The 19,778-nt window shown below is 61.8% G+C and carries 14 protein-coding genes; 6 read left to right on the top strand and 8 right to left on the bottom strand.

The annotated features are described in order from the left end of the window. Window positions 1-2 precede the first annotated feature (2 nt). Window positions 3-743 carry an osmolarity response regulator transcription factor OmpR gene (gene ompR, locus PPL01S_RS08545; RefSeq protein WP_016394161.1) on the bottom strand — a complete coding sequence of 247 codons (741 nt, stop codon included), beginning with the start codon at window positions 741-743 and terminating at the stop codon, window positions 3-5. Window positions 744-926: 183 nt separating this feature from the next. Here ompR and PPL01S_RS08540 point away from each other — a divergent pair, with 183 nt between their 5' ends. The 5 genes from PPL01S_RS08540 to PPL01S_RS08520 all read left to right on the top strand — a co-directional run bounded on the left by PPL01S_RS08540 (window position 927) and on the right by PPL01S_RS08520 (window position 11,660). Beyond that, window positions 927-3,251, top strand: a complete 2,325-nt coding sequence (locus PPL01S_RS08540) for a Tex family protein (RefSeq protein ID WP_016394160.1) — start codon at window positions 927-929, stop codon at window positions 3,249-3,251. Beyond that, entirely contained in the window at window positions 3,251-3,634 is a 384-nt protein-coding gene (locus tag PPL01S_RS08535) for a PaaI family thioesterase (RefSeq protein ID WP_016394159.1), read from the top strand. The genes PPL01S_RS08540 and PPL01S_RS08535 overlap by 1 nt, the downstream gene beginning before the upstream one ends. A 261-nt stretch (window positions 3,635-3,895) precedes the next feature. Next, window positions 3,896-5,473 (top strand): glutamate--cysteine ligase, encoded by a 1,578-nt coding sequence (gshA, locus tag PPL01S_RS08530; RefSeq protein WP_016394158.1) that lies wholly within the window; start codon window positions 3,896-3,898, stop codon window positions 5,471-5,473. Continuing rightward, window positions 5,473-6,108, top strand: a complete 636-nt coding sequence (locus PPL01S_RS08525) for a TetR/AcrR family transcriptional regulator (RefSeq protein ID WP_016394157.1) — start codon at window positions 5,473-5,475, stop codon at window positions 6,106-6,108. Before gshA ends, PPL01S_RS08525 begins: the two co-directional genes overlap by 1 nt. A gap of 71 nt (window positions 6,109-6,179) precedes the next feature. Continuing rightward, window positions 6,180-11,660, top strand: a complete 5,481-nt coding sequence (locus tag PPL01S_RS08520; RefSeq protein ID WP_028625532.1) for a dermonecrotic toxin domain-containing protein — start codon at window positions 6,180-6,182, stop codon at window positions 11,658-11,660. A 98-nt stretch (window positions 11,661-11,758) separates the two neighbouring features. Here PPL01S_RS08520 and PPL01S_RS08515 read toward each other — a convergent pair whose 3' ends face one another. The 7 genes from PPL01S_RS08515 to PPL01S_RS08485 form a co-directional block, all read right to left on the bottom strand. Further along, window positions 11,759-11,974: a TOBE domain-containing protein gene (locus PPL01S_RS08515; RefSeq protein WP_008095172.1), complete on the bottom strand. Its 216-nt coding sequence runs from the start codon at window positions 11,972-11,974 to the stop codon at window positions 11,759-11,761. 44 nt (window positions 11,975-12,018) lie between these two features. Beyond that, window positions 12,019-12,831 carry an aliphatic sulfonates ABC transporter ATP-binding protein gene (gene ssuB, locus PPL01S_RS08510; RefSeq protein WP_016394154.1) on the bottom strand — a complete coding sequence of 271 codons (813 nt, stop codon included), beginning with the start codon at window positions 12,829-12,831 and terminating at the stop codon, window positions 12,019-12,021. Further along, on the bottom strand, window positions 12,828-13,625 hold the full coding sequence (ssuC, locus tag PPL01S_RS08505) for an aliphatic sulfonate ABC transporter permease SsuC (protein WP_028625533.1): 798 nt from the start codon (window positions 13,623-13,625) through the stop codon (window positions 12,828-12,830). The genes ssuB and ssuC overlap by 4 nt, the downstream gene beginning before the upstream one ends. Window positions 13,626-13,635: 10 nt before the next feature. Further along, on the bottom strand, window positions 13,636-14,784 hold the full coding sequence (gene ssuD, locus PPL01S_RS08500; protein WP_028625534.1) for an FMNH2-dependent alkanesulfonate monooxygenase: 1,149 nt from the start codon (window positions 14,782-14,784) through the stop codon (window positions 13,636-13,638). Window positions 14,785-14,844: 60 nt separating this feature from the next. Then, window positions 14,845-15,810, bottom strand: coding sequence for a sulfonate ABC transporter substrate-binding protein (locus PPL01S_RS08495; RefSeq protein ID WP_028625535.1), 966 nt, complete (start codon window positions 15,808-15,810; stop codon window positions 14,845-14,847). Between the two features lie 342 nt (window positions 15,811-16,152). Beyond that, window positions 16,153-16,791: a peroxiredoxin gene (locus PPL01S_RS08490; protein WP_016394150.1), complete on the bottom strand. Its 639-nt coding sequence runs from the start codon at window positions 16,789-16,791 to the stop codon at window positions 16,153-16,155. A gap of 165 nt (window positions 16,792-16,956) precedes the next feature. After that, window positions 16,957-18,288 (bottom strand): OprD family outer membrane porin, encoded by a 1,332-nt coding sequence (locus tag PPL01S_RS08485; RefSeq protein WP_016394149.1) that lies wholly within the window; start codon window positions 18,286-18,288, stop codon window positions 16,957-16,959. Window positions 18,289-18,789: 501 nt separating this feature from the next. Here PPL01S_RS08485 and tauA point away from each other — a divergent pair. Further along, complete coding sequence (tauA, locus tag PPL01S_RS08480; RefSeq protein ID WP_028625536.1) at window positions 18,790-19,761, top strand: taurine ABC transporter substrate-binding protein; 972 nt, start codon at window positions 18,790-18,792, stop codon at window positions 19,759-19,761. Window positions 19,762-19,778 lie beyond the last annotated feature (17 nt).

Here is a 19,778-nt window from a genome sequence, read left to right as displayed (position 1 = left end):
CATCATTTACCGGCGTTTCCGTCCGGAACGAACACGTAACCCACGCCCCAGACCGTCTGGATGTAGCGTGGCTTGGACGGATCAGGCTCGATCATGCGACGCAGGCGCGAAATCTGTACGTCGATGGAGCGCTCCAGGGCATCCCATTCGCGACCGCGGGCCAGGCTCATCAGCTTGTCGCGGGTCAACGGCTCGCGTGCATGCATCACCAGCGCCTTGAGCACGGCGAATTCACCGGTGGTGAGCATGTGCACTTCGTCACCGCGCTTGAGCTCGCGGGTGGCCAGCGACAGCTCGTAGTCGCCGAAAGTGACCGACTCGTCCTCGCTGCCCGGTGCACCCGGCACGCTGGGAGCCTGGCGGCGCAGCACGGCCTTGACCCGCGCCATCAGCTCGTCCGGGTTGAACGGCTTGCCGAGGTAGTCGTCGGCGCCCAGTTCCAGGCCCTTGATGCGGCTGAGTTCGTCGCCCTTGGCGGTGAGCATGATGATCGGAATCTGGTTGTTCGACTGGCGCAGGCGCTTGCACGCGGACAGGCCGTCCTCACCCGGCAGCATCAGGTCGAGCACCACCAGGTTGAAGACCTCGCGCTGCAGCAGGCGGTCCATCTGTTCGGTGTTGGGGACCGCACGGGCGCGATAGCCCTTGCTGGTGAAGAAACGTTCCAGCAGGCTGCTGAGCCCCGGGTCGTCATCGACGATGAGAATCTTGTCACCTTCAGCGGTGTTGGGGGTGCCAGTCATGAATAACTCCTCTGATTTCGCCGCGCATTATGGCGTAGCCATTACCCTGCGTGACGTGAGCATTGTTAGCAGATTTTTCCCCGGGCGCCAGTTCCTGACCAGCGTCGCTGGCCGGGCGCCATCACCGCAAGCCGTTTTCGATGGGTATAATGCGCGGCTTTCAATCCTTGTCAGGTGGTTCACATGGACAGCATCAACAGCCGTATCGCCGAGGAACTGGGCGTTCGCCCACAGCAGGTCGAAGCGGCCGTGGGCTTGTTGGACGAAGGCTCGACCGTGCCCTTCATCGCCCGTTACCGCAAGGAAGTGACCGGCAGCCTCGACGATACCCAGCTGCGCCACCTGGAAGAGCGCCTGCGCTACCTGCGCGAGCTCGACGAGCGCCGCGCCAGCATCCTCTCCAGCATCGAGGAGCAGGGCAAGCTGACCCCGGAGCTGGCCCGCGAGATCAAGCTGGCCGACACCAAGACACGCCTCGAAGACCTCTACCTGCCGTACAAGCAAAAGCGCCGCACCAAGGGCCAGATCGCCCTGGAAGCCGGCCTTGGCGCGCTGGCCGACGGCCTGTTCGACGACCCGCAGCTGACCCCCGAGAGCGAAGCCGCACGCTTCGTCGACGCCGACAAGGGCGTGGCCGACGTCAAGGCCGCCCTGGAAGGTGCCAAGTACATCCTCATGGAGCGCTTCGCCGAGGACGCCGCTCTGCTCGACAAGCTGCGCAACTTCCTCAAGCAGGAAGCCGTGCTCAGCGCACGCGTGGTCGCTGGCAAGGAAGAGGAAGGCGCCAAGTTCCGCGATTACTTCGCCCACGACGAGCTGCTGCGCAACGCGCCGTCGCACCGCGCCCTGGCGATTTTCCGCGGGCGCAACGAAGGCGTGCTGAGCGCATCGCTGAAGGTCGGCGAAGAGCTGCCAGGTACCTTGCATCCGTGCGAGCTGATGATCGGCAGCCATTTCGGCCTGCAGAACCACAACCGCCCGGCCGACAAATGGCTGGGCGAAGTGGTGCGCTGGACCTGGAAGGTCAAGCTCTACACACACCTGGAAACCGACCTGTTCGGCGAGCTGCGCGACAACGCCGAAGGCGAGGCGATCAACGTCTTCGCCCACAACCTGCATGACCTGCTGCTGGCCGCTCCGGCCGGCCCGCGCGCCACCCTGGGCTTCGACCCAGGCCTGCGCACCGGCTGCAAGATCGCCGTGGTCGACGCCACCGGCAAGCTGCTGGACTACACCACGGTCTACCCGCACGCGCCGAAAAACGACTGGGACCGCACCATTTCCATCCTCGCCGCCCTGTGCGCCAAGCACTCGGTGGAACTGATCGCCATCGGCAACGGCACCGCCAGCCGCGAAAGCGACAAGCTGGTGGCCGAGCTGGTCAAGAAGTACCCGGCCCTGAAGATCACCAAGATCATGGTTTCGGAAGCCGGCGCTTCGGTTTATTCGGCTTCGGAGCTGGCCGCCCGCGAATTCCCGGACCTGGACGTCTCGATCCGTGGTGCGGTGTCGATCGCCCGTCGCCTGCAGGACCCGCTCGCCGAGCTGGTGAAGATCGACCCGAAATCCATCGGTGTCGGCCAGTACCAGCATGACGTGTCCCAGGTGAAACTGGCTCGCGGCCTGGACGCGGTGGTCGAGGACTGCGTGAACGCCGTGGGCGTGGACGTCAACACCGCCTCGGTGGCCCTGCTGACCCGCATCTCCGGCCTCAACGCCACCCTGGCGCAGAACATCGTCGCCCACCGCGACGCCAACGGCCCGTTCGCCACCCGCGCCGCGCTGAAGAAAGTCAGCCGCCTGGGCGAAAAGACCTACGAACAGGCTGCAGGTTTCCTGCGCGTCATGAACGGCGACAACCCGCTGGACGCCTCCGCCGTGCACCCTGAGGCCTACCCGCTGGTGAAGCGCATCGCCGCCGACACCGACCGCGACATTCGCTCGCTGATCGGCGACAGCGGCTTCCTCAAGCGCCTCGACCCGAAGAAATTCACCGACGAGAGCTTCGGCCTGCCAACCGTCACCGACATCCTCCAGGAACTGGACAAACCCGGCCGCGACCCGCGCCCGGAGTTCAAGACCGCCACCTTCCAGGAGGGTGTCGAGGACCTCAAGGACCTGGAGCCGGGCATGATCCTCGAAGGCGTGGTCACCAACGTCACCAACTTCGGTGCCTTCGTCGACATCGGCGTACACCAGGACGGCCTGGTGCACATCTCGGCGCTGTCGGAGAAGTTCGTGAAAGACCCGCGTGAGGCGGTCAAGGCCGGTGACGTGGTCAAGGTCAAGGTCATGGAAGTGGACATCCCGCGCAAGCGCGTCGGCCTGTCCATGCGCATGAGCGACACCCCGGGCGAGAAGGTCGAAGGCAACCGCGGTGGCAACCGTGGCAACGGCGGCAACCGCCCGCAACAGGCGCCACGCCAGCGTGAGACCGCCACCGCAGCCCCGTCCAACAATGCCATGGCCGCACTGTTCGCCAACGCCAAGCAGCTGAAGAAGAAATGATGGAGATCCCCAAGGAGCTGGTCGAAAGCGCTTACAGTCAGCTGCTCGGCTGCCGCGTGCAACGCCTGGATACAGGCGTCGCCGAGGTGGCCCTGGCGCTGGAGCCACACCTGCGCAATCGCGGCCAGAAGCTGCACGGCGGGGCGATCTTCAGCCTGGTGGACATCGCCATGGGCCTGGCCTGCTCGGCCAGCCATGGCTTCGACCAGCAGAGCGTGACCATCGAATGCAAGATCAACTACCTGCGTGCCGTCAGTGAAGGCGACGTACTGTGTACCGCCCGTGTCCTGCATGCCGGGCGCCGTACGCTGGTGGTCGACGCCGACGTAGTCCAAGGCGACAAACTGGTGGCGAAAGCACAGGGAACCTTCGCGGTTCTCTAGCTCACCAAGCGTTATCTGCGGTATTTTTCGGCAATAGCTTGGGGCCACTTCCTGGCCCATCACCGGCAAGCCGGCTCCCACAAGGTCCACCACGGATCTCCTGTGGGAGCCGGCTTGCCGGCGATGGGCCGCGAAGCGGACCCGAATTCGGCGCCGGAACCGCGTAAACCAGGCGACAACGCCAGTTCCTTTTCCAACTACCCTTGTAGACCGTCATCTCTACCCCCATATTGGGGCGACTGACGCGTGAAGGAATCCATCTTGAGCGACCTCCTCAACCGCCGCCTGAGCCTGCTCGGCGCCAATCTCCCCCTGCTCGAGCAGTGCCTGCACGGTATTGAGCGCGAATGCCTGCGCGTGACCGACGAAGGTCGCCTGGCCCAGACCCCACACCCGGAAGCACTGGGTTCGGCGCTGACCAACGAGCAGATCACCACCGATTATTCCGAGTCGCTGCTGGAGTTCATCACACCGGCCCTGGCGGACCCGGCCAAGGTGCTCGAGAGCCTCGAACAGACCCACCGCTTCGTCTACAGCAAGCTCGGCGACGAGTACCTGTGGAGCCCGTCGATGCCGTGCACGCTGCCGGCCGAGGAAGACATCCCGATCGCCGAGTACGGCACTTCCAACATCGGCAAGCTCAAGCACGTCTACCGCAAGGGCCTGGCCCTGCGCTACGGCCGCACCATGCAGTGCATCGCCGGCATCCACTACAACTTCTCGCTGCCCGAAGCGCTGTGGCCCCTGCTGCGCGAAGCCGAAGGCGGCAGCGAAAGCGACCGTGACTACCAGTCCTCGGCCTATATCGCGCTGATCCGCAATTTCCGCCGCTACAGCTGGCTGCTGATGTACCTGTTCGGCGCCTCGCCGACGCTGGACAAAGGTTTCCTGCGCGGTCGCCCGCACCAGCTCGAAGAGCTGGATGCCGAAACCCTGTTCCTGCCCTACGCCACCAGCCTGCGCATGAGCGACCTGGGCTACCAGAGCAATGCCCAGGCGGGCCTCACGCCCTGCTACAACAACCTGGCCAGCTACACCGACAGCCTGCGCAAGGCCGTTGGCACGCCCTACCAGCCCTATGTCGAGATCGGCACCCATGTGGATGGCGAGTGGGTGCAACTGAACACCAACATCCTGCAGATCGAGAACGAGTACTACTCGAACATCCGCCCCAAGCGCGTCACCTACACGGGTGAGCGGCCGATCCAGGCCCTGACCTCGCGCGGCGTGCAGTATGTGGAAGTGCGCTGCCTGGACATCAACCCGTTCCTGCCGGTAGGCATCGACCTGACCGAGGCGCGCTTCCTCGATGCGTTCCTGCTGTTCTGCGCGCTGGAAGAAAGCCCGCAACTGGACAACGGCGAATGCAGCCAGTGCACCAGCAACTTCCTCACCGTGGTCAAAGAAGGCCGCCGCCCGGGGCTGGAACTGCACCGTGATGGCCAGCCCATCGCATTGAAAGCCTGGGCCGGCGAACTCATTGCGCGCATCGGCCAACTGGCCGACCTGCTCGACCGCGCCCACGGTGGTGACGAACATGCCAAGGCGCTGGCAGAACAGCAGGCCAAGGTCGAAGACACCTCGCTGACGCCGTCGGCGCAGGTGCTGGCGCGCATGACCGAGCATGACGAAAGCTTCGTGCAGTTCTCCCTGCGCCAGAGCCGCCTGCACGCCCAGGCCTTCCGCGAACAGCCGCTGCCCGCCGAGCGTCAGCAGGCCTACGAGACCCTGGCCCGCGACTCGCTGGCCGAACAGTCGCGCCTGGAGCAACAGGAGGTCGGCGACTTCGACCTGTTCGTCGGTGCGTACCAGGCGAGCATCCTGGCGATCAGCAACTGATGAGCCGCAGCGCCACCCCTCGCAAGCCACGCGCCAGCAGCCAGGCCAGGATCGAAGCGATCCTGGCGGCGGCACGCGAACTGCTGGCCGGGCAAGGGGTGGCCGCGTTGTCGATCTACAGCGTGGCCGAACGGGCGCAGATTCCGCCATCGTCGGTGTACCACTTCTTCGCCAGCGTGCCGGCCTTGCTTGAGGCACTGACCGCGGATGTGCACAGGGCGTTTCGTGAAGCACTGAGTGCACCGATCGACAGCAGCGCGTTCGATACCTGGCATCAGCTGTCGCGCCTGATCGAACAGCGCATGCTCGCCATCTACAACGAAGATGCCGCGGCGCGGCAGTTGATCCTCGCCCAGCATGGATTGAGTGAGGTGGTGCAGGCCGACCGCCAGCACGACATGGAACTGGGCGACCTGATGCACAAGCTGTTCGACCAGCATTTCAAGCTGCCGGTGATGCCTGTGGATGTGGATGTGTTTGCCCTGGCCATGGAGCTGAGCGACCGGGTGTATGCGCGCTCGGTGCAGTTGCATGAGCAGATAACGCCGCGCATGGCCGAGGAAGGCATGAGGGTATTCGAGGCATACCTGGGGCTCTACCTGCCACCGTTCCTGGCGAAACGCCACATACGCTGAGAGAGCAACATGTAACACCGTTCGTAGTCGGTCTGACGTTGAAATGAGCGCTCTTCAGCACTCACGCAAATGTGGACCATGACCATGACCCCCCCCCCTCTCTTCCTGATACACCCATCCCCGACACCGACACTCAAAACGTTGCTACGCTCCTGCTCCCAAGCGATGACTGGATTCTCGCCGGCCGTGGCAATGCCCTGATCCTTGCAGACGAACACCGACGCCATGCCGCCGATACGCTGCAAGATCTGTTCAATCACGCGCCTTCACTGCGCATCACACTGAACAATGCGCTGCGCCGCGCCCTGGAAGTCGACCCGCAAACCTGTGGCCTGGAAGATCGCGACCGCCGCATAACCTTGCTGGATTTCGCCGCCCGCCTACTCGTCAACCCCGCAATGACCAACTCTGTCATCGAGTGGTCGACCTGGGGAGTTGAGGAGGCGTCAAGCTATGCAGCATTCAGCGCAAGGCACTGGCTGCAGGCACTCACATCCGTACTTCCCAAGAGGACCCTGCCCACTGCGTACTGGGACACCCGTATGCCTGGCCAATCTGTATCGCGCAGGTCTTACGCGGAAAAGAACCTGCGCGAACATTTCCGTCACACCCTTGATCTGAACTACGGACTTGACCGTCTTCAAACACAAGGTTGGAAAATCGGCCAGTTAGACGAGGCCAGCCGCTATGCCCAGCTTCACTGGCGCCAACCTGGAGAGGGGGTAGGCGTGTGTCCAGGGGCGTTGCTGATCCAGTCCGGTGCAAATGATAAAGCGTGGCTGATCTACCGGCCGATGGCCAAAAATCCAGTACGTGCCTTTCAGAACGAAGCCGCGCTGCTGGAATGGGCCCACAAAAACCAACACCAACTGTGGAGCACCCCCTCTACACCCCTTGCAAGCGAAAGCGACAGCGCATTCATCCAGGTCACGTCGCTTGTCGGTGATGCTTTCAGCGGCCTCTTGGACAGTATCCTGACGAACCAAGAGCAGTTGGTCGAAGGCGAACTGCTACAAGCCCCGCAATCACCGATGGACTGGGTAGGGCTCGAAGAGAAGGAAGCCGAGTGCAAACCTCGGTTCAGAAAGGCACTGCCCGATGCCTTGGATCAACAACTGAAAATGTTGGTGAGCGGGGATGAAGCACTGGCCGCGCAAGAGGTTCATTTCGACTCGCTGGATGAGCGTTTGCCACTTGGCTGGCGCAAACAGCGGATAAATCGCCAGGAGAAGTTGCTGTCCGCTTATCTGGGCAACGATACCGAGCCAACATCACCCCTCATGGCCGCCTTGCGGACACAGCAGGCAAAATTGGACGAGCAGGATGCCGCGTTACAAAAGCTGCTGAGCACCTTACCTGAAAACATCACCCTGCAGAGCTGGAGCCAGGCATACGATGACCGTAGCCGCTTCGATTGCCTCAGCCAACACTTCGCCAGCAGCCTGCTGCTCGAAGCCGACTTCCAGCAGCTACTGGGTGAGCTCAGTTCGTCACACCTACAGTGGGTCCATGAACTGGTGGAAAGGCCCGAACCTAGTCTTCAGCGCCCCGTCATGCCCAGCGCGCTCAAGCTGGTGGTGGGCGATCGCAGCTGGATGTTGACTGGCCTGATGACCCTACAGGCGCTGCCAGACGAAGAAATGCAAGCGCCAGACACCACACTGCTCCTCTACAAGCCTGGCTTCGACGGTGGTTTGGCTACTTACGAAAGTGAGCACGTACTGTTCGATCATCTGCTGAATACGCTTTACGGCGCTTGGCCGGAAATGTTGCTGGAAAGCGCCTGGCCCCAGGATAGCGAGGCATTGCTGGAGCAATTGGACAGCACAGGCACCAAAGCGAAGCTCGTCAGCATTCCAATTACCAACCATGCGTTCGACTATTTGACGCAGACCCACTTGGCCTTGCTCACCGATGCCGACGATGCCACAAAGCTTCAATTGCGCTGGAAGCTCGGTATAACCAACAACAGCGCAAGGCAACAAGCATTCGAACGGCTCGCAGAACGCAATCGAACTTCCCACCTGCACACCAACCTCCACCCCCTGAGCCACCTTGACGCTGCTCAGCGCACTGCGCTGGCTGCACAAGTCGACGCGCTGCGCAATGCAATGCTGGCCTCCAGCCAATTATTGGCCAAGGACTTGCCCGAACGCGGGCAATTCGCCAGCAATCAACTGAATGCCCACCTGCGCAGCACGTTCTCAGTGTCTGAAGCCCCGAAGATCACCCTGGACATCGCCGACTACACGGGCAAGAAACGGGAGCCAGTACCAGAGTCCGGCTTCGGACACGCCTACAAGATAGTCACGACATTCAGTGCCGAGCGCAGCCATGTACCCCTGGAGGAATTCCTGCTCTGGGCACTGAACGATGACCTCACCTTGCGCCTTGGCAATGCCAATATCATCTTCGACGACTCGGTATCCGACCCAGAGCTGAAGCAGAAGATCACCCTTTCGACCATAGCCAACCTGGTAAAAACCCTGGACCTGGCAGGTGCCTATGAGCAAAAAATTCTCGATGCCTTCAAGGGTGATGGCGGGCAGACCGATTGGGAGGCCCAATGGCGCCAGGAAACCTTGCGCAGGCCCTTCGAGCATCAGCTCAAGATCCTGGCACTCAGCCAGCCACAGGCTTTGGACGAAGCTGGCAAAAAGGTACTCGAACTGTACTGCCAGGAACAACTTGATGCCTCCCGCACTCCCACGGTCAGGCATCACAGTCTTGTGCTACGACCCGGCACCGCCCCTGACGGGTCCAGTCATCAGCTAACCCTCTCCGGTATGTTTCTGCTCGAACCTTCTGAGGGTCCCCTGCTAGTACTCATGCCCGACGCACCGAACGGCAAGGTCATAAGCCAGTACGCCAGCCGTGAGGCGGCCTGTCAGGCGCTGGAAAACCTGGCCATGGACACGGACATGCGCACTTACCTCGCCAGCCGCCCGCTCGATGGTGATAGCAGCACCCACTTGTCCTACATTGACCAGGCACTGCTGAAGCGACTTTCAGGGTTCATCGCAATCGGCGAAACCCGCTCGGAGTCGTTTGCCCAAATGCAGATCAACCTGTTGATGGGGCGTCTGATCACGAAGCACCGCGCTTCGTCTCGCAGCCAGGTCGACTTGTATCTGGAAAAGGAAGCAATCCGCCACGGGCGAGTATACGACTACATCAAACTGGCAGTGGGTTTTATCCCGGGTGTTGGCACCCTAGTGGCACTGTACGACGGCTGGCACGCTGCCAAGGAAAGCGTGGAAGCTTTCTTGCGAGGCGCCCCCGGCGAAGGGATCGAACACCTGAACAGCGTTTTCCAATCGCTGGTCGATGCCCTCTTCGACGTGGTGGTCACCACATCCTTTCATCCCTCAGGCACTCAAGCGCGTACGCGCACCCACAACCGCCAACAGCTTGCAGGCCTGCGCTCCACGAGTGTGACCCGACAAGCGCGCCCTGACCCTTTCGACGGCTACACCACAGAAGCGCCAACAGGCCCTTGGATCAACCACCCTGAGGCGTATGGCAAAGGCGTCTACCGCCATGTGGAGAGTGGCGGCGACTACATCCGGCATCAAGAAATGCATTACCTGGTGGAATGGGACACCACCTATCTCACCTGGCGGCTCAAGGGCGGTTCTTCACGCAGATACAAACAACCGATCCGGCTTGATGAGCAGGGCACCTGGACGACTCATGGAGGCTTGAGCGGGCGATTGGTCGACAGCGGATTGGCGGGTGGCGGCGCCTATCTCGCCAGGCTGTACCAACAAGGCTGGGAGACTTTGCGTACCTACACTGGACGACAACCTGCATTACGTTCACCCAGGCAAGTCGTCCAGGACATCGTGGACAAACGCAAAGCCCAGGTCGACACCCTGAACGCGAAGCTCAGAGCATTTAAGCAAGCACTCAGTGCCTCCTCTGACCACCCGGTTGAATTAGCCTCGTTACAACGCGCTCTGCAAGAGTCCGTCGATCAACTGGAATCATTCGTGAAGTTCAGCTTCGAGAGCCTGGAGGCTCTGCGCAGGATAAGAGCGGAGTTGGGACGCCTTTACCAGGGTATGCGCGATGAGGTCGCCTCAGGTCTGGGCAGACAGCACCCCGCCCTCGTCCAGCAACGCCACCTACAAATGCAGCATCAATTCAACCAGGTGAAAAAACTCGAAGATGCTTCGCCCAACAACCTCGACGAGGTCCTCGAATATCATCGGCAATTGAGTGTCGCGCAGGAAAAACTTTGCCAATCGCTCTCACGGATGGAAGAAGAACTGCACAGAACTGCCAAGGTAACCGAGACGCTGCGGGGCGGTCATCTTACCGATTACCAGAGACGGCTCGACACCTTCGACATTCCGCTGGATCCGAACGGATTTCGCACCTTCCGCCTGTCCATTCAGGCTGGCAACATCATTCGGACTCCGGGCTCGTTCAGCGATGATCTACTGTTGCTGATGAGGCAGGTGCGGCGGGAACTCCTGGAGTTGCGCCACCAACTGTTCAGCCACCAAGATCTTCCCGCCGCAGACTTGAGCCGAGCCCAACGGTACAAATTTCTGCAACAGGTCAAAGCTCGCTACCAGCGCTACGACAATTACATGACCACATGGCAAGACAGCTTCCCAACACTCGTCACGCCACAAAGTACCCAATGGCTGCGCAAAGATTTGAAGAAGCTGGTAGCCGAGGTCGATGAAGCACTTTCCGCATCCGCGCCCATCAGTCGAGCGAAAGCTGCCAAACGCGGTTCAAGCAAACCACGCATCTTCGACACCGTGGATCAACAACAATTGATCGGCCACGAAGTCCGCGTTGATGGTCAGGTTCAGATACAGGTCGGCAGCCGCCTCGACGAAGCGGGAACTACCACATTCACCCAGTCAGCCAACAACCTTTGGCAATCGAGCATCCGCCAACCCTCTGAGTCCTTGATCAGCATGTCGTCACTGCTGGCCATGGCCGGAAAGCGGCTGAAGGGGGCCGCCGCCCAGCATGCGAAGCTTCGGCAGTACCAGGCACTCAACATGACGCCAGCCAGCCTGGAAGATCTTGCCAATGGCTACGCCGCCACTCTCAAGGAACTTGCGCAAAGCATCACGCGTAAAGGTGGAGAGCGTCTTGAGGATGTTCAGCGAGCCGTGGCCCTGGATCTCCAGAACAGCGCGAAGAATCTGGAGCGTACAGGCCAGCAATTGCGCATCGAACAGACCAAGATCGCCCAGCAACCTGGTTTCGGTCATTTGGAATATCTGCATGTTCAAGAGGAAGTCTGCATTCATTGGTCCCGAACGCTGGAGCCGGCAAAGAACAAGCAGGGGAACGCCATCGAGTACCTGGAGGAATATCGCATCGACGACAAGACCACCGGTGATCCTCTCTGGTATGCCCACTTCCATTTCAAGAATCGGCCAAAACAGGGCTTCGCTCGCCTGGAGGCCGGTCACCTCAAGCTGGCTGCCGAGGTCAATCAGCGAGCTGGCGTATGGCGAGGCGTCTTGACTGAAAGCCAGGCCGGCAAACTGTTTGGCGGGTTACGTCCAGCCGAGGTGTGAGGTCAACGCTGTTCACCCACAGGTGCACCAATGCGTTCAAGGCAAGGGTGTACCTGTGAGTGTCATTGCGACAGGTGAAGGCGTGGTGCTCACAGGCATCACAGTTTAGCAATGGATACTTCGGTAGATTTGACGAAGGCAATCACCTCGCTGCCCACCTGCAGTTCCAGCTCCTTCACCGAACGCGTGGTAATCACCGACGTGACGATACCCGAGGCCGTCTGCACGTCGATTTCCGACAGCACCGGGCCTTCGAGGATCTCCTTCACGGTGCCTTTGAACTGGTTACGTACGTTGATCGCTTTGATGGTCATGGCTTGATTCCTTCTCTTTGGCTTCAGTCGGGTAAGTGAGTCATTCAGTGCGCCCAACGCAGTTGCGTGGGCAAAGGGGCTACAGGGTCCGGCTCGGGCGCAGTGCCCGGGGCCGACAGAACACGGTCGAGCACTTCGCTTTCCAGCGCGGCCAGGCGGTGCGAACCACGCGCCCTGGGCCTTGCCAGTTCGACATTGAGGTCCAGGCCGACCTCGCCGTCCTCGATCAACACCACCCGGTCGGCCACCGCGACGGCCTCACTGACGTCGTGGGTCACCAGCAGCACGGTAAAGCCGTGCTGGCGCCAGAGGCGTTCGATCAGCTGCTGCATCTCGATTCGGGTCAACGCATCCAGCGCGCCCAGCGGCTCGTCCAGCAGCAACAGGCGCGGCTGGTGGATCAAAGCGCGGGCCAGGGCCACACGCTGTTTCTGGCCACCGGACAGCGCCGCCGGCCATTCATTGGCACGGTCAGCCAGGCCGACCGCCTCCAGGGCATCCAGCGCAGGTTGGCGCCAGTCGCCACGCAGGCCCAGACCGACGTTGTCGATGACCTTCTTCCAGGGCAGCAAGCGCGCATCCTGGAACATCAGGCGGGTATCCTCGCGGGCATCTGCCAGCGGTGCGGCGCCGGCCAGCAGTTCACCGGCGCTGGGCTGGTCGAGCCCGGCCAGCAGCCGCAGCAAGGTGCTCTTGCCGCAACCACTGCGGCCGACGATGGCGACGAACTGTCCGGCCGGAATGTGCAGGTCGATACCGCGCAGCACTTCACGCTGGCCGAACGTCTTGCGCAGGCCGTTGGACGCCAGCGGAATGCCCCGCAACAAGCGCGGCGGTTGTTCCTTGAGCACGGTCATGCGCCCTCCTTCTTCGCCACTTGGTAGGCCGGGTGCCAGCGCAGCCAGACACGCTCCAGGCCGCGGGCGGCGAGGTCGGCAAGCTTGCCGAGCACGGCGTACAGGACGATCGCCAGGACCACCACGTCGGTCTGCAGGAATTCACGGGCATTCATCGCCAGGTAGCCGATGCCGGCATTCGCCGAAATAGTTTCCGCGACGATCAAGGTCAGCCACATGAACCCCAGGGCAAAGCGCACGCCGACCAGGATCGACGGCAGCGCGCCCGGCAGGATCACCTGGCGAAACAGACCGAAGCCCGACAGGCCATAACTGCGCGCCATCTCGACCAGCGCCGGGTCGACATTGCGGATGCCGTGGTAGGTGTTCAGGTAGATCGGGAACAAGGTGCCGAGCGCGACCAGGAAAATCTTCGCCGACTCGTCGATACCGAACCACAGGATCACCAGCGGGATCAGCGCCAAGTGCGGCACGTTGCGGATCATCTGCACCGAACTGTCGAGCAGGCGTTCGCCCCAGTTCGACAGGCCGGTGATGAAGCCCAGCACCAGGCCGAGGCTGCCGCCGATCAGGAAGCCCAGGCCGGCTCGCCATCCGCTGATGGCCAGGTGGCTCCAGATCTCGCCGCTGCGCACCAGCTCGACACCTGCGCTGACCACCGCGCTCGGCGCCGGCAGGATGCGTGTCGACAGCCAGCCCGCGCTGACTGCCAGCTGCCAGACCGCCAGCAGCGCCAGCGGCAGTGCCCACGGCGCCAGGCGCTGGGCCAGGGTGGAGGACGTTGCACGACTCATGGCCCTGTCCTCAGCTCTGCGACACGGATTTGGGCAGGATGTCGTTGGCCACCATCTCGCCGAATGGGCTCACGTAGCCGCCGGTTTTCGGCTGTTCCGGGCGTTGCACATCAAGGTGCGGGAACAACAGTTCGGCCACGCGGTAGGACTCTTCCAGGTGTGGATACCCGGAGAAGATGAAAGTATCGATGCCCAGCTCGGCATACTCCTTGACCCGCGCCGCCACGGTCGGGCCATCGCCGACCAGCGCGGTACCTGCGCCGCCACGCACCAGGCCGACACCGGCCCACAGGTTGGGGCTGACTTCCAGGTTGTCACGGTTGCCGCCATGCAGCGCAGCCATGCGCTGCTGGCCGACCGAGTCGAAGCGCGCCAGCGACGCCTGGGCGCGAGCGATGGTGTCGTCGTCCAGGTGCGAGATCAGGCGGTCGGCGGCGGCCCAGGCTTCGTCGTTGGTTTCCCGCACGATCACGTGCAAGCGGATCCCGAAGCGTACTTCGCGGCCTTGGGCGGCGGCCTTTTCCCGTACCTGGGCAATCTTCTCGGCCACCGCGGCCGGTGGCTCGCCCCAGGTCAGGTAGAGCTCGACCTGCTCGGCGGCCAGGTCCTGGGCGGCTCCAGACGACCCACCGAAGTACAGCGGCGGGCGCGGCTGCTGAATCGGCGGGTAGAGCAGCTTGGCGCCCTTCACCTGGATGTGCTTGCCGTCGTAGTCGACGTTTTCGCCTTCCAGCACCTTGCGCCAGATGCGGGTGAATTCGACCGAGGCCTCGTAGCGCTCCTGATGGTTCAGGTGCAGGCCATCACCAGCCAGTTCGTCAGGGTCGCCACCGGTGACCAGGTTGAACAGCGCGCGGCCGTTGGACAGGCGGTCGAGGGTTGCGGCCTGGCGTGCCGCCACGGTCGGCGAAATGATGCCCGGACGCAAGGCCACCAGGAATTTCAGGTGCTGGGTCACCGGGATCAGCGATGCCGCCACCAGCCAGGAGTCCTCGCAGGAACGACCGGTCGGGATCAGCACCCCACCGAAGCCAAGACGGTCGGCGGCCTGGGCAATCTGCTGCAGGTAGCCATGGTCGACCGCGCGGGCGCCGTCGGAAGTGCCCAGGTACTTGCCGTCACCGTGGGTAGGGAGGAACCAGAAGATGTTCAGGCTCATTGGAGTTGTCTCCTCAAGGGTGGCTCATGCCGGAGCGGTGCCCCGGCGCAGGCGAATCGATCAAGGCGCGCTGGCGACCTTGGCAGGGGGTGTCCAGATCACGTCCTTGATGCTCAGCGGCTTGGGAATCAACTTGAGCGCCTGGAAGGTATCGGCGATTTTCTGTTGCGCAGCGACTACCTCGGGGGTCAGCGCCGCGGCACCGTAGCCCTGGCGCTTGACCGAGGTCAGGGTGATGTCGGTGGGCAGGCCGAGCAGCGGCGCGACCTGGTCGGTGACCTGCTGCGGGTTGGCCTGGGACCATTCACCCACCGCACGCACTTCTTCGATCAGGGTGTTGATCACGGCCGGGTGCTGGGTCGCATAGTTGCGAGTGGCCAGGTAGAACTGATGGTTGTCGACCAGACCCTTGCCATCGCGCAGGGTACGCGCCTGCAGCTGTTGCTCGGCGGCGGCCTGATACGGGTCCCAGATCACCCAGGCATCGACGCTGCCTCGCTCGAAGGCGGCGCGGGCATCGGCGGGCGGCAGGTAGACCGGCTGGATGTCACTGTACGTGAGGCCGGCGTCTTGCAGGGCGCGAACCAGCAGGTAGTGGACATTGGAGCCTTTGTTGAAGGCGACCTTCTTGCCTTTGAGATCCTTGACCGACTGGACGGTCGAGCCCTTCGGCACCAGGATGGCTTCGCTGTGCGGCGCAGGCGGCTCGTAGGCGACGTAGAGCAGATCGGCACCGGCGGCCTGGGCGAATACCGGTGGGGTTTCGCCGGTGACGCCAAAGTCGATCGAGCCGACGTTCAGTCCTTCCAGCAGCTGCGGGCCACCGGGGAACTCGGTCCACTGCACCTGCACGCCCTGCTCGGCCAGGCGCTTTTCCAGCGTGCCCTTGGCCTTGAGCAGCACCAGGGTGCCGTATTTCTGGTAACCGATACGCAGGCTCTCGGCCTGGGCTTGGGTGATGGCGCCGAAGGACACAGCCGCCGCGAACAGGGCGACCAGACCACGACGCAAGAAGACTGTGCGCATGGCGCTCTCCTGTGCGAGTTGGGTTCGGGTTGCACCTGCTTGCCTCGTTGGCGGGCGAGTAAGGTGATACAGCGGTAGGACGGGGATCAGACGATCTGTGGAAGTGACAGTACCAGCCTTGTTATATATCTAGAAATCATATTTTTTCATTTGTTTATTCCATTTTTGCGCTTTGCTTCCAGGGCCCTATTGCCAGCAAGCTGGCTCCCACAGGTTGGATCCTGCCCCAATCCCTGTGGGAGCCGGCTTGCCGGCGATGGGGCCCTTGCAGGCATAAAAAAGGGCCGTCGAAACGGCCCGAATATCCCTGCTATGGCTAAGAGCAATGCAACGAGGAATGCGTCAGCGATTGGGTTGCGGGGTCAGCCGCAGATAAGGTTTGACCGCCCGATAACCTTTGGGGAAGCGCTGCTTGATCTCGTCCTCGTCCTTCAGCGAAGGCACGATCACCACCTCGTCACCATCCTGCCAGTTCCCCGGCGTGGCGACCTTGTGGTTGTCGGTCAATTGCAGCGAGTCGATCACCCGCAGGATTTCGTTGAAGTTGCGCCCGGTACTGGCCGGATAGGTAATGGTCAGGCGCACCTTCTTGTTCGGGTCGATGACGAACAGCGAGCGCACGGTCAGGGTGTCGCTGGCATTGGGGTGGATCAGGTCGTAGAGGTCGGACACCTTGCGGTCGGCGTCGGCGATGATCGGGAAGTTGACGACGGTGTTCTGGGTTTCGTTGATGTCATCGATCCAGCGGTGGTGCGAGTCGACCGGGTCCACCGAAAGGGCGATGGCCTTGACCCCGCGCTTGGCGAAGTCGTCCTTGAGCTTGGCGGTCAGGCCCAGTTCGGTGGTGCACACCGGCGTGAAGTCGGCCGGGTGGGAGAACAGCACACCCCAGCTGTTGCCCAGCCATTCGTGGAAGCGGATCTTGCCTTCGCTGGATTCCTGTTCGAAATCGGGGGCGATGTCGCCGAGTTTGAGGCTCATGGGGTGCGGCTCCTGTGCTGTGTTCTGGCCTTGTGGGATTCAATGTGCCTGCATCCGGATAAAAATAAAAAGAATAAATACTGATTTATTTATAACCGTAATGCATACAGAAAAGCAGGCACAAAAAAGCCTCGCACTAGGCGAGGCTTCTCGATCAGCTACGGCTTACAGGAAGTTGTAAGTGTAGTTGAAGATCAGGCGGGTCTGATCCTTGTCGGCTGGCGACTGGCCTTCACCGCGGAACACACCGTGGCGCAGGCTGGCGCCCAGGCCTTTGAGGGTGCCTTCCTGGATCACGTAGTCGATACGCGCGTCGCGTTCCCACTCGTGGTAGGTACCGTCGCCGGAAGTGTTGCGGATGTCGGTACCACGCAGGTAAGCGATGGACGCCTTCAGGCCAGGTGCGCCGACACGGGCGAAGTCGTAGCTGTACTGACCGAAGGTGGTGTTGGTACCGGCACGGGCGAACTGGTTGATCATGCTGTCGGTGAACAGGTAGAAGCTTGCACCGCCAGCGCCTTCCAGGTTGCCGTTGCCGTCTTCGACGTTACCTTGGTTCAGCCAGACGAAACCGCCGTCGTCGCTGACCTGCTGATGGCCGAGCATCAACGCATGGCCACCCAGGGCGTAGGTGAACATGGCCGACCAGGTCTTGTTGTCGATCTCGCCGGCATGCTTGGCATAGCCGCCGTTGTTGTTGAAGAAGTACTCGCCGCCGTCGCCGTTCTTGCCGTCGCTGCTGCTGTCGAAATAGCGCAGGTCGGTCTTGAACGAGGAGTCGTCGGAAATCTTGTAGACGTGGGTCGCACCCAGGAAGTGCTGTTTGTAGAAGTCCTTCAGGTTCGAGTAGTAGTACTGCAGGGTCAGGTCCGGGGTGAGCTTGTAGTCCAGACCGCCGTAGTAGAACTTGTTGCTGTCGACCGCGGAACCTGCGACGGACAGGCCGGTACGGTTGCTCGAGGCACGGCCCATGGCGTGAGTCAGCTGACCGGCGTTGAGGGTCAGGTTGTCGATTTCCTTGCTCTGGATGGTGCCGCCTTCGAAGGTCTGCGGCAGCAGACGGCCATCGTTGGCTACCAGGATCGGCAGGTTCGGCGCCAGGGCGCTACCGAAGTGGGCCTCGGTCTTGGAGAAGCGAGCCTTGGCGTTACCGCCAATGCGAGCCCAGTCATGGACGGCAGAGCCATCGGAATCGCTAGGGAAGAAGGTGTTGTTGGCATCCGGACGGCTGCCACGGCCACCATCCAGGTGAATGCCCCACAGCGCCTGGATATCGACGCCGAAACCTACGGTGCCTTCAGTGAAGCCGGACAGGTAGTCGAGCTTGAAGCCCTGACCGGTTTCGTTCTGGTCAGCGCCGCCTTCACGGTTGTCGTCGTTGAAGTACATGGTGCGCGAGCTGAGCGCCAGTTTGCTGTCTTCGACGAAGCCGGCAGCGCCTGCTTGTTGGGCGAGAACCCCCAGTGCCACGGCCAGGGCCAGGCTGGACTTGTACATGTTTTGCTCCTCTACGTTCTAATTCTTGTGTATCTCTGACGGCGAAGTCTGCTGCTCCGCTCGTCGTGGATGGGCGATTAAGTCCCAAAGCGTGACCAATAAGTCAAACGTTTCTAAACGTTTCGCGACTTTGGTCTAAGGACGCCTCCTGCGCTACAGGATAATGACAATCCTATAAATCCAAAATGACTGTTTTATGAATTTGTAAGACTTTTAAGGAATATCATTGAAACCTTTACTGCGAAAAATTGTATCGACTCTGTCAGTCATACCTTTAGGTTATTTGCAAACGTTTGCCGACCGACAACGTGTCAACCCCCCTTTGACAAGGGATCAAAGCCTAGCAGTGGGGACGTGATTCGCCAGTGGGTATCCACGGCAGCGGACGTGGGTTAAAGCAATTGGCTCCTAAGCTAATTCTAAAAAGTTATTTATTTTCGATTTCTTAGATCATCTAGTCTCTTCGTCATCCAAGCCCACTTGCCTGACGAGAGGTTCACCATGATCCCGCATGCCCCGCTGCGCCTGTTCGCCGCCCTGACCCTCGCCAGCGCCAGCTGGCTGGCCCAGGCCGCCGACCTCACGGTCGCCTACCAGACCACCGTCGACCCGGCCAAGGTCGCCCAGGCCGATGGCACCTATGAAAAAGCCAGCAAGGCCGACATCGCCTGGCGCAAGTTCGACAACGGTGCCGATGTCATCACGGCGGTGGCCAGCGGCGATGTGCAGATCGGCTACCTGGGTTCGAGCCCGCTGGCTGCAGCCGCCACCCGCAAGCTGCCGGTCGAGACGTTCCTGATCGCCACCCAGATCGGTGCCGGCGAAGCGCTGGTCGCCCGCGACAGCATCAAGTCGCCGCAAGACCTGATCGGCAAGAAGGTCGCCGTGCCCTTCGTCTCCACAGGCCACTACAGCCTGCTGGCTGCGCTGAAGAGCTGGAACATCGACCCGTCGAAGGTACAGATCCTCAACCTCGCGCCCCCGGCGATCATCGCTGCCTGGAAGCGCGGCGACATCGACGCCACCTACGTCTGGGACCCGGCCCTGGGCGTGGCCAAGGAGAACGGCAAGGTACTGATCACCTCGGGCGAACTGGCCGACAAGGGGGCACCGACCTTCGACGCCTGGATCGTGCGCAAGGACTTCGCCGACAAGCACCCCGACGTGGTCAAGGCCTTCGCCAAGGTCACCCTCGACGCCTACGCCGACTACCGCAAGGACCCGAAGACCTGGCTGGCCAACCAGGACAACGTGACCAAGCTGGCCAAGCTGTCCGGCGCCAAGGCCAGCGACATCCCGGTGCTGCTGGAAGGCAACGTCTACCCGCTGGCCGCCGACCAGGCCAGCGCCCTGGGCGCGCCGACCACCCAGGCGTTGACCGATACCGCCACCTTCCTCAAGCAGCAAGGCAAGGTCGACGCGGTACTGCCGGACTACTCGCCGTACGTCAGCGCCAAATTCCTGCCTAACTGAACCTGACCCGGAGCCCG

Origin of the sequence: Pseudomonas plecoglossicida NBRC 103162 = DSM 15088 (assembly GCF_000730665.1) — a bacterium.
Classification (GTDB): Bacteria; Pseudomonadota; Gammaproteobacteria; order Pseudomonadales; family Pseudomonadaceae; genus Aquipseudomonas; species Aquipseudomonas plecoglossicida.
This window is presented reverse-complemented; position numbering and strand designations above follow the sequence as displayed.